Source organism: Haloferax gibbonsii, from assembly GCF_001190965.1.
Classification (GTDB): domain Archaea; phylum Halobacteriota; class Halobacteria; order Halobacteriales; family Haloferacaceae; genus Haloferax; species Haloferax gibbonsii.
The window spans coordinates 2,935,193-2,945,391 of the sequence record NZ_CP011947.1 but is presented as its reverse complement, the minus strand read 5'-3'; the positions used below and the strand labels follow the sequence as shown (position 1 = coordinate 2,945,391).

Annotated in this window: 7 protein-coding genes; 5 read left to right on the top strand and 2 right to left on the bottom strand. The window is 66.2% G+C overall.

Going from position 1 to position 10,199, the window contains the following annotated elements:
* Positions 1 to 1,372: 1,372 nt before the first annotated feature.
* The 4 genes from ABY42_RS14980 (at position 1,373) to ABY42_RS14965 (ending at position 6,379) form a co-directional block, all read left to right on the top strand.
* On the top strand, positions 1,373 to 2,014 hold the full coding sequence (locus ABY42_RS14980) for an Era-like GTP-binding protein (protein ID WP_004974066.1): 642 nt from the start codon (positions 1,373 to 1,375) through the stop codon (positions 2,012 to 2,014).
* Positions 2,015 to 2,020: 6 nt separating this feature from the next.
* Complete coding sequence (locus ABY42_RS14975; protein ID WP_004044951.1) at positions 2,021 to 2,413, top strand: DUF2073 domain-containing protein; 393 nt, start codon at positions 2,021 to 2,023, stop codon at positions 2,411 to 2,413.
* 48 nt (positions 2,414 to 2,461) lie between these two features.
* Complete coding sequence (locus ABY42_RS14970; RefSeq protein WP_082220682.1) at positions 2,462 to 3,466, top strand: OapC/ArvC family zinc-ribbon domain-containing protein; 1,005 nt, start codon at positions 2,462 to 2,464, stop codon at positions 3,464 to 3,466.
* Positions 3,467 to 3,811: 345 nt separating this feature from the next.
* Complete coding sequence (locus ABY42_RS14965; RefSeq protein ID WP_050459868.1) at positions 3,812 to 6,379, top strand: DEAD/DEAH box helicase; 2,568 nt, start codon at positions 3,812 to 3,814, stop codon at positions 6,377 to 6,379.
* A gap of 85 nt (positions 6,380 to 6,464) precedes the next feature.
* On the opposite strand, the gene ABY42_RS14960 is transcribed toward ABY42_RS14965, so the two are convergent.
* Complete coding sequence (locus tag ABY42_RS14960) at positions 6,465 to 7,157, bottom strand: Sjogren's syndrome/scleroderma autoantigen 1 family protein (RefSeq protein ID WP_050459867.1); 693 nt, start codon at positions 7,155 to 7,157, stop codon at positions 6,465 to 6,467.
* A gap of 206 nt (positions 7,158 to 7,363) precedes the next feature.
* On the opposite strand from ABY42_RS14960, the gene mdh reads away from it, so the two are divergent.
* Positions 7,364 to 8,278, top strand: coding sequence for a malate dehydrogenase (gene mdh, locus ABY42_RS14955; RefSeq protein ID WP_049905028.1), 915 nt, complete (start codon positions 7,364 to 7,366; stop codon positions 8,276 to 8,278).
* Between the two features lie 65 nt (positions 8,279 to 8,343).
* On the opposite strand, the gene ABY42_RS14950 is transcribed toward mdh, so the two are convergent.
* A complete protein-coding gene (locus ABY42_RS14950) occupies positions 8,344 to 10,083 on the bottom strand; it encodes an excinuclease ABC subunit C (protein WP_050459866.1) in 1,740 nt (579 codons plus the stop codon).
* Positions 10,084 to 10,199: the final 116 nt, after the last annotated feature.

Below are 10,199 nucleotides of genomic sequence, written 5' to 3'. Positions count from 1 at the left end.
TGTCCGGAAGCGCCGGTTGGAGTCGTCAGTCGGTCGAGGTCGTCACTCGTCAGTCGATTGGGGTCGTCGGTTGGAAGTCGGGAGTCAGCTGAGGGTCAGCCGGGGGTCAGTCGGTGGGGTCGGCAGGTCGTGACGGGGTCGGCAGGTCGTATCGACACCGAGAGCGGAACGTCTCGGAGTCAAAACCACGGCCGGGAATCAGGGATGGGTGAGGAAGGGTTCGGATGAGACGAGTAGTTCGAGTCGATCGGAGAACGTAGTCGGATGGGGTCGGGAGTCGGATAGAGCTGATCGAATGAGTCGGCCGGCTGGGACGGAGGGAATTGGGGACAGTGGCGTCGAGGTGAAACGGATCAGTTCGAACAATCGCACTCTGTCGAATCGAACCGCGGGACGCGTCGAGACTCCGAGCGATAGTGGTGGATTTCGACGAACGGCAGTTGCGCACCGGACACCCGGGCGGCACCACACCGGACTCCCGGTCGACGCGAAACCCACCGGTCCGCGTGGGTGGAGTGGAACTCGGAGTTGAGTGGACGTCCGACGAGAAAAATCGGTCCCCGAGACCCCTTCGTTTCGTGTGGAAACGGGCAAAACACGCTTCCGGAGAAATCAAGGGTCTGAGGATTTTAGCGACCGTCCTAACCCCTTGGTTTCCTCTGCAATTAAGTGGGTGTTCTCCAGTTCGACGGGAAACCCCTGGGTCTCGTATCCCCCACACCCCTTCGTTTCGGGTGGAGGCGTGAGAGGGTGGGGAGGGGGTCTCGGTGGTCTTTAGATACAGATAGTTTTATTACTCATATTGTCATACCATAACCGTACTGGGGCAAAAAGAGATATTATTGTACTCCCCTAGAATAGAATTAACGTCCCACCGCCGTCTAGCGGTCTCCCCCCACCCACCCCTTCGGGCCGTTCCACCCGAAACGAAGGGGTGGGGGTGTTCCCCCGACCGTTTCGCGTCTACCAAATAGTGTCAACCCCGTGTCTTGTCCGCGGAGACTAAGGTGACGACAGATCGGGGGAGAGACCGGCTCGGTGTTTTCAGGAACTGTTCGGCACATTCAGGAGATTCACCGTTCGTCGTATGTCCAAGTTACGCACGTGTGCGCGCAAAGTAACCATAAACTGCAATACGGATTCGGCTCGAACCGTTTTAGTATCAGTTACATTATACTCGGTGAACAAGCGCTCGCCTCTCGTTTCTCGTTGCCCGACCTCGTTTTATCGAACTGACCCTCGTCCACGACGCTCCTTTCTGTCGTCTTGTCTCCCACGTGACTGGTGTCTGACGTAGTGCTTAAGTGAGTCCGGTTGGGTGATACCTCCATACGCCCTCCACGACGCGTTCGGGAGGTGCGGGAGGCCCAGGATGGGACTGCTCACAGATTTAAGAGACAGCATCTCACGAGTCGTCGACCGGCTCTTTTCGGAGAGCGAGCCGAAGCGGATCGGTATATATGGCCCGCCCAACGCCGGGAAGACGACTCTCGCAAACCGTATCGCCCGTGACTGGACCGGTGACGCCATCGGTCCCGAGAGCCACATCCCTCACGAGACTCGCCGCGCCAGGCGGAAAGAGAACGTCGAAATCGAGCGGAACGGCAAGAAAGTCACCATCGACATCGTCGACACGCCGGGTGTCACGACGAAGGTCGATTACAAGGAATTCCTCGAACACGACATGGAGAAAGACGACGCCGTCCGCCGGTCCCGCGAGGCAACCGAGGGCGTCGCCGAGGCCATGCACTGGCTCCGTGAGGACGTCGACGGCGTCATCTACGTGCTCGACAGCACGAAGGACCCGATATCGCAGGTCAACACGATGCTCATCGGCATCATCGAGAGCCAGGACCTGCCCGTGCTCATCTTCGCGAACAAGATCGACCTCGAAGACTCGAACGTCGAGCGCATCGCGAACGCGTACCCACAGCACGAAACAGTCGAGTTGTCGGCGCTCGAAGGGGAGAACATGGACGAAGTGTACGCCAAAATCGCGGAGTACTTCGCGTGATTCACCATGCCTGAAGCAACCGCCTCCGACAACGGCTCCGACGGGGTCCAGATAGACCTCTTCAGCGGGAATCGGATGGCAAACCTCACGAGCATGGAGAAGATTCGGCTCATCCTCGACGGCGTCCGCGACGGCAACATCGTCATCCTCGAGGAGGGCCTTTCGCCCGACGAGGAGTCGAAGCTCATCGAGGTCACGATGGCCGAGATAAGCCCCGACGAGTTCAACGGAATCGAAATCGAGACGTACCCGCGTTCGCAGACCGCAGACCAGAGCTTCCTCGACCGGCTCATGGGCCGACAGTCGACCCAGAAGCTCACCGTCATCGGTCCCGCGAACCAGATTCAGACGCTACACAAGGACGAGAATCTCATCAGCGCGCTCGTCTCGCGAAAGTAGGGGGTCCCACGAACACCCTCACGCGCCATCCGGCGTCAACATCTATCAATGCCACATCAATGCACCACGTGCGGTAAGGTGTTCCCCGACGGCTCGAAGGAGATGCTCTCGGGGTGCCCGAGCTGCGGCGGCAACAAGTTTCAGTTCAAGCCCGCGTCGAGCGGGAGCGCTCCCGCGAGCGCGAGCGACGACGCGACGTCGACGGGCGGCGCCGGAACGCGGGACCTGACCTCCTCGGCGGCCGACGCCGTCCGAGACCGCGCGCAGCAGCAGTCCCACCCCGACACGACCGACGAGGAGTCGATGACCGTCAGCGACTGGGCGAACGCGAATGCGGACGCGGACGCCTCACAGCGAACCGAGACTGTCGATGCCGCCGGCTCGACCCAGAACGAGCCGTCGCCGACCGACGCGGTCGACGCAAGTGACGCGGCCGACGCAAGCGACGCGGTCGACGACCCCGAAGCCAAACCCCGCGGTTGGGGCGAATGGCCGTCTGCGCCCGGCGAGTCTCCGGGGGCAGACCCGCAGGATCCGGAAGCGTCGCGGAACGAATCGCGGGCCCAATCGGCCTCGGAGCAGGCCAGCCGCTCGCGGGGACCGGATTCGCCCCCGAACCGCGAGCCGGGGAAAATCAACGCGCGCGAGACGGACGAAGACAACTCCCAGAAGAGCGCGCGGAGCGACGTCGTCACCCCCGAGGAACTCGCCGCTGCCGACGCGAACCGGCGCGACTCGCCGGCGGAGACGCCGTCCGAAGCGCCTTCCGGCCCCGACCCCGACGCGGCCGCCGGTCAGCCCGCCGACGCCGCACCCACGGACGCGGACGGTACGGTCATCGAGCCGTCGTCAGACGACCGACCCAACCTGGACCAGCTCCGCGAGGAGCTCAACGACCAGTTCGAGAGCATCAAAATCGTCAATCCCGGTCAGTACGAACTCAATCTCATGGAACTGTACGACCGCGACGAGTACATCATCTCGCTCCGCGAGGACGGCCGCTACGTCATCGAAGTCCCGGACTCGTGGGGACCGGGCAACCGCGAAGACTGAGCGCGTTCCTCGCGTCGAACTGATTTTCCGACCCCGTTGTTTCCGGTGGAGCGCCGGCCGTTCGGTCCCGCGGACGAGTCCGTCCGTCGAATCGGCACAATCGTTATATACGATAGTTGAGAGTATATCTCCTTGGGGAAGCGCTATGTCCAATCCGCACAACGAAAAGGTCGCCGAGTGGGCGTCGCTCCTCGGAGCGTCGCTCCCGTCCGCGCGACCAGACGACCCCGACCTCGACACCGCCGACAGCGCGGGGTAACGACCGCCGCGGTTTCCACCGGCGGACCGCTTTACTTTCACCCCGCTCTGCGAACCCTTATCGGCGAGGACGAGTAATCGTCACCGATGCCGGCCTCCGAGGACGTTGCGTACGTGGACCACCCGCTACTCGCGCCGTCGTTCATCGAGCGACGGCTCTACCAGATTCGCCTCGCCGGTACCGCGCGCAACGGCCACACGCTGGTCTGTCTTCCCACCGGCCTCGGGAAGACGACCGTCAGCCTGCTCGTCACGGCCCAGCGGCTCCACGACGTCGGCGGGAAGTCGCTGTTTCTCGCGCCCACGAAGCCGCTCGTCCAGCAGCACGCCGACTTCTACCGCGAGGCGCTGAACGTCCCGGACGACGAAATCGTCGTCTTCACCGGCGACGTTCGGCCCGACGACCGGGCCGAACTCTGGCAGGAGGCCCAGATAGTTATCGCCACGCCGCAGGTCATCGAAAACGACCTCATCGGCAACCGAATCTCGCTTCGGGACGTGACGCACCTCACCTTCGACGAGTGCCACCGCGCGAGCGGCGACTACGCCTACGTCTACATCGCGGAGCGTTACCACGCCGACGCCGAAGACCCGCTCGTCACGGGGATGAGCGCCTCGCCGGGCGGCGACGAGGAGGCCATCCTCGAAGTCTGTGAGAACCTCGGCATCGTCGACGTGGAGGTGATGACCGAGGAGGACGCCGACGTGTCGGAGTACACCCACGACACGGACGTGGAGTGGAACCGCATCCAGCTCCCCGACGAGATTCTGGAGATACGCGACGCCCTCAACGAGGTCATCACCGACCGCCTGGAGAAACTCAAGCAGTTGGGCGTCACCAAGTCGACGAAGCCCGATATCTCCCAGAAGAAACTCAACCGGATGCGCGCGGAGCTACAGCGACTGATGAACGCGGACAAGTCGGAGGGCTACAAGGGCATGTCCACGCACGCGGAGGTGATGAAGCTCCGCCGGGCGGTCGAACTCGTGGAGACCCAATCGGTCGAGTCGGTCCGGCGGTACTTCGAGCGCCAGCGCAACGCCGCCCGTTCGTCGGGCGCGTCGAAGGCCAGCCAGCGACTCGTCGCCGAACCGAAGGTCCGCGAGGCGATGCGGAAAGCCGAGTCCTTCGACGGCCTCCACCCGAAGTTCAGGAAGACGCGCATCCTCCTCGCGGAGACGCTCGGCATTCAGGACGGCGAGCGCGTCATCGTCTTCACCGAGTCCCGCGACACGGCCGAGGCGCTCACGGAGTTCCTCTCGGAGAGCTTCTCGGTCCGGCGGTTCGTCGGACAGGGCGACCGCGAGGGCTCCGACGGGATGACGCAGAAGGAACAGCAGGAGACCCTCGACAAGTTCCGAAGCGGCGAGTTCGAGGTGCTGGTCTCGACCTCCGTCGCGGAGGAGGGCCTCGACGTGCCCGAGGTCGACCTCGTGCTCTTTTTCGAACCCGTGCCGACGGCCATCCGGTCCATCCAGCGGAAGGGTCGGACCGGTCGTCAGGCCGACGGTCGCGTGGTCGTCCTCCTCGCGGAGGACACCCGCGACGAGGCGTACTTCTGGATATCGCGCCGCCGCGAGAAGACGATGCAAAACGAGCTTCGCGACCTCAAGGGTGCGGCCGACGACCTCGAAGCCGAACTCGACCCCTCCCAGCGCGACCTCTCGGCGTTCGCGGGCGACGACGGCAGTTCCGCCGGCAACGCCGGGAGTTCCACCGGAAACGAGGGGGTTGACGACGCGGGCGAGGGCGATGCAAACGTGGCGTCGGACGCGGAATCGACCGCTGAATCAGCCGCCGCGTCGACCGCCACGAACGGAGAGACCGCGGTCGCCGCGGCGACCGACTCGGACGGGCAGTCGGGCCTCGCCGACTTCGGTCCCTCCGACGAGGAGTTGGCGCGGGCGGACGACGGCGACGACGACGGCGACGATGAAAACGACGGCGACGGCGACGAGGCGGACGACCCGGCCACCGTCGCCACGGCGGGAACGGACGACGAGGAGACCGTCGAAATCGTCGTCGACCAGCGCGAACTCGACTCCAACATCGCCCGCACTCTCTCGAAGCGCGAGGACCTGACGACCCGGTTGGAGACGCTCGCGGTCGGCGACTACGTCCTCTCGGACCGCGTCGCGGTCGAGCGAAAGAGCGTCTCGGACTTCCTCGACACGCTCACGGGCGGCGACCGCTCGATATTCGAGCAGATAGCGGACCTCACGCGTCACTACGCCCGGCCGCTTCTCATCATCGAGGGTCGTGGTCTCTACGAGGAGCGGAACATCCACCCCGGCGCGATTCGCGGGGCGCTGTCGTCGGTCGCGGTCGATTTCAACGTGAGCGTGCTGTTCACGGAGGACGAAGACGACACCGCGGAGATGCTGGCGACCATCGCCACCCGCGAGCAGACGGACCGCGAGCGCACCGTGAGCGTCCACGGCGGCAAGAGCGCGAAGACGCTCGACGAGCAACAGGAGTACGTCGTCTCGGCCATCGCCGACATCGGCCCGGTCACGGCGCGGACGCTGCTCGAAGCGTTCGGGAGCGTCGAGGCGGTCATGACCGCCAACGAGGACGACCTCAAAGAGGTCCGCGGCGTCGGCCAAGTCACCGCCGAGCGAATCCGCGAGGTCGTCGGGGCGGAGTATCGCTGAGCGCGGATGAGTGCGCTTCTCCGAAACAGAGGGACCGAAGCGTGTTGGTTTCAACCGCCGAGAGCGATAGCGGTGCGCCGGTCGGTTATCGGTCGAGCGCGGAGATGGCCTCGGCGGCCTCGCGCGCGGCGGTCAGATACTCGGTCGCCCGCCGCGGGTCGTCGGTCGACTCGGCGCGCTCGGCGGCCCACGTCAGCGTCCGCACGAGCGACTCGCGCGCGTCGGTGACGTCGCCGGCGACCTCGCGGCGTGCACGCTGCCCGGTCGCCCGCTGCTCGCCTGCGGTTCGCGCTGACGGGGTCGCAGCGCGCCCGTTCGCGCCGGTGGGGTCACGGCGCGCCTCGTCGGCGACGCGGGTTCCTTGGCCCTGCGCCGGCTGTCGCGTTCCGGCCTGCGGTCGCTCGGAGTCCGACGCCTCGGCGGTGACCGCCGCAGGGTCGGCCGCCGCATCGGCGCGCTCTACGGACTCGGTCGCTCCGCCGGACGAGGCCTCGACCCCGCCTTCGACCGCGTCGGCTTCGACGGCCGCCTCGGCGGCCTGCTCGGCGTCTTGGTCCGCATTCGCCGCGACCTGCCCCTCGGCCTGACAGGTCGGACAGAACACCTGTCCCTCGTAGCGGAACAGCGGGTCGCCGCAGTTGTCGCAGTGCTTGTTCGTCATCGTCGCGCCCTTGAGGAGCAACTCGCTCATGCGCTGGGTCGAACGGCGCTTCGTCTCGTCTCGCTCGTACTTCTCCCGAAGTCGCTGCCGCTCTGCTTCCTTATCGAAGTCGCTCATGTGCGTGTGGACGCGACGTGCGTCGAAAAACCCCACGGCGTCGCTCGGGTGGTTTCGTCACCGGCGGTCTCACCGGCTCTCGCGGCCGAGGACACCCCGCCGCTGTCGGTCGAAATTCGACGACTGACGAACAGATAATCGACAGACGGCGCTTCGGTGCCCGTTTCGAAACGTTTACTCGGAATCCACAGCCTGGTTAATGTGGTATGACGAAAGTTAGCGTGATTGGTGCGGCCGGGACGGTCGGCGCCGCGGCTGGGTACAACCTCGCGCTTCGCGATGTCTGTGACGAACTCGTGTTCGTCGACATCCCGAAGATGGAAGACAAGACGGTCGGACAGGCGGCGGACACGAACCACGGCATCGCGTACGACTCCAACACGGTCGTGACGCAGGGCGGCTACGAGGACACCGCCGGCTCCGACGTGGTCGTCATCACGGCGGGCATCCCGCGGCAGCCGGGACAGACCCGCATCGACCTCGCGGGCGACAACGCCCCCATCATGGACGACATCGGCTCCTCGCTCGCAGAGCACAACGACGACTTCGTCTCCATCACCACGTCGAACCCCGTCGACCTGCTCAACCGTCACCTCTACGAGACGGGCGACCGCGACCGCCACAAAGTCATCGGCTTCGGCGGCCGACTCGACTCCGCCCGCTTCCGCTACGTGCTGAGCCAGCGCTTCGACGTGCCGGTCAAGAACGTCGAAGCGACCATCCTCGGCGAGCACGGCGACGCGCAGGTGCCCGTCTTCTCGAAGGTCCGCGTCGACGGCAACGACCCCGCCTTCTCCGGCGACGAGAAAGACGAGATTCTCGGCGACCTCCAGGAGTCCGCCATGGACGTCATCGAGCGCAAGGGCGCGACCCAGTGGGGCCCGGCGACCGGCGTCGCCCACATGGTCGAGGCCGTCCTGCACGACACCGGCGAAGTGCTTCCCGGCTCGCTCGTCCTCGACGGCGAGTTCGGCTACGAGGACACCGCCTTCGGCGTCCCCGTCAAGCTCGGCTCGAACGGCATCGAGGAGGTCGTCGAGTGGGACCTCGACGACTACGAAGCCGACCTCATGGACGACGCGGCCGAGAAGCTCCGCGACCAGTACAACAAAATCGCGTAAGCCGCTCCGGCTCGCTCGCGCGACGAATCCAATCCGTCTTTTTCACCCGACGCGGCCGACCCCGCTCAGAGCCGTCGCTTCAGCTCCGCGGCCGTCTTCTCGCCGACGCCGGGCACGTCCGTCAGGTCCTCGACCGACGCCTCGCGGACGCCTTCGACGCTGCCGAACCGCGTGAGCAGCGCCCGGCGGGTCTTCTCGCCGACGCCGGGCACGTCGTCGAGGACGGTCTTCACCTCGTCGCGGAGCGTCTGGTGGTACTGGACGGCGAAGCGGTGGGCCTCGTCGCGGACGCGCTGGAGGACGTGCAGGTGCGGCGCGTCGTCCGGCCAGTCGAACGTCCGGTCGGGCGTGACGACCAGTTCGCGGTCCTTGGCGATGCCGACGGCGGGCACGTCCCAGCCGGTCTCCTCGAGGGCGTCCAGCGCGGCGTTCAACTGTCCCTTCCCGCCGTCGATGAGGAGTAAGTCGGGGTCCGGGCGGTCGTCGCGGCCTTCCAGCGCGCGGGTCGCCCGCCAGCGGACGAGTTCTCGCATGTTCGCGTAGTCGTCGTTGCGCTCGGGGAGTCGCCGCCGGCGGTAGTCCGAGGTTTCGGCGCTCCCCTCGACGAAGCACACGTCGCTGCCGACGACGGCCTTGCCCTGCGCGTGGCTCACGTCGAAGCCCTCGATGCGGGAGACGCGTCGCACGTCGAGGTCGAGTTCGCGGGCGAGCGTGGCGAGCCCGTCGTCGCGGCCGGCGCGCCGGCGGGCGTTCTTCAGGGCGAGTTCGACCAGTTTCGCCTCGCGGCCCGCGCCGGGGACGCGGACGCCCACGCCCTCCGATTCGAGCCACGCGACCACGTCCTCGTCGTCGGGATGCTCCGAGAGGACGACCGCGTCGGGGAGTTCGCGTTCGGCGTAGAACTGCGCGAGGAACGCCGAGAGGACGGCGGCCGTGCGGTCTTCGCCCTCGGGGGCGTCGAGGTGGTGCCGCGTCCGGTCGACCAGTTGCCCGCGCTCGGCGTGGAGCCGGGCGACGGTCGCCGAGTCGCCGCGGAGCGAGACGCCGAGCACGTCGATGGCGCGCTCGTCGGACTGCGACGAGACGGCGTCCTCGCCCGCGCCGTGGAACGACTCGACGACTTCCAACCGGTCGCGGAGGTTGGCGGCGCGCTCGAACTCCGCGTCCTGTGAGGCCGCCTCCATCTCCCGGCGGAGCGGGTCGGCGAGGACGCCCGTCTCGCCCTCGAAGAAGCGGACCGCCGACTCCACGTCCTCGCGGTAGTCGCGCTCCGCGATTTCGCCGGTACAGGGGGCCGTACACAGCCCCATCTCGTAGTCGAGACACGGCCGCGAGCGGTTCGAGTACTTGTGGTCAGAACAGCCGCGGAGGCCGTAGGTCTCCCGAATCGCCTTCACGACCGTCTCGACGCGGCCCTTGTCGGTGTACGGTCCGAAGACGGTCGCGGAGTCCTCGGGGTCGCGGGTGACCTCGATGCGCGGGACCGCGTGGGCCGTCAGTTGGACGAGCGGGTAGGACTTGTCGTCCTTCAGGCGGACGTTGTAGCGCGGCTGGTGGCGCTTGATGAGGTTGGCTTCGAGGAGGAGCGCCTGCGTTTCAGTGTCGGTAACGGCGAAGTCGATGTGCTCCGCGCGGTCGACCATTCGGGAGATACGCTCCGACCGCGGGTCGGCGTACGACCGAACCCGCGCGCGGATGTCGACGGCCTTCCCGACGTACAGCACCGTGTCGCCGGCGACGAACTGGTACACGCCGGGGTCCGACGGAAGCGCGCTGGCTCGTTCGCTGACCGCGGCAGGGTCCATCTGGGGTGGCTTACCGCGCGAAGGGCTTGAGGCTGACGCGTCGAGCCAGCGGGGCGGCCGATTCGGCCGTCTCGCCGCCCCGAAAATTATCTGATTTGATAATCTGCTCGAAAGAT

Coding starts and splice junctions, on each gene's coding strand:
- mdh (WP_049905028.1), top strand. CDS start 7,364: ATGACGAAAGTTAGCGTGATTGGTGCGGCCGGGACGGTCGGCGCCGCG.
- ABY42_RS14970 (WP_082220682.1), top strand. CDS start 2,462: ATGCCACATCAATGCACCACGTGCGGTAAGGTGTTCCCCGACGGCTCG.
- ABY42_RS14950 (WP_050459866.1), bottom strand. CDS start 10,083: ATGGACCCTGCCGCGGTCAGCGAACGAGCCAGCGCGCTTCCGTCGGAC.
- ABY42_RS14960 (WP_050459867.1), bottom strand. CDS start 7,157: ATGAGCGACTTCGATAAGGAAGCAGAGCGGCAGCGACTTCGGGAGAAG.
- ABY42_RS14980 (WP_004974066.1), top strand. CDS start 1,373: ATGGGACTGCTCACAGATTTAAGAGACAGCATCTCACGAGTCGTCGAC.
- ABY42_RS14965 (WP_050459868.1), top strand. CDS start 3,812: ATGCCGGCCTCCGAGGACGTTGCGTACGTGGACCACCCGCTACTCGCG.
- ABY42_RS14975 (WP_004044951.1), top strand. CDS start 2,021: ATGCCTGAAGCAACCGCCTCCGACAACGGCTCCGACGGGGTCCAGATA.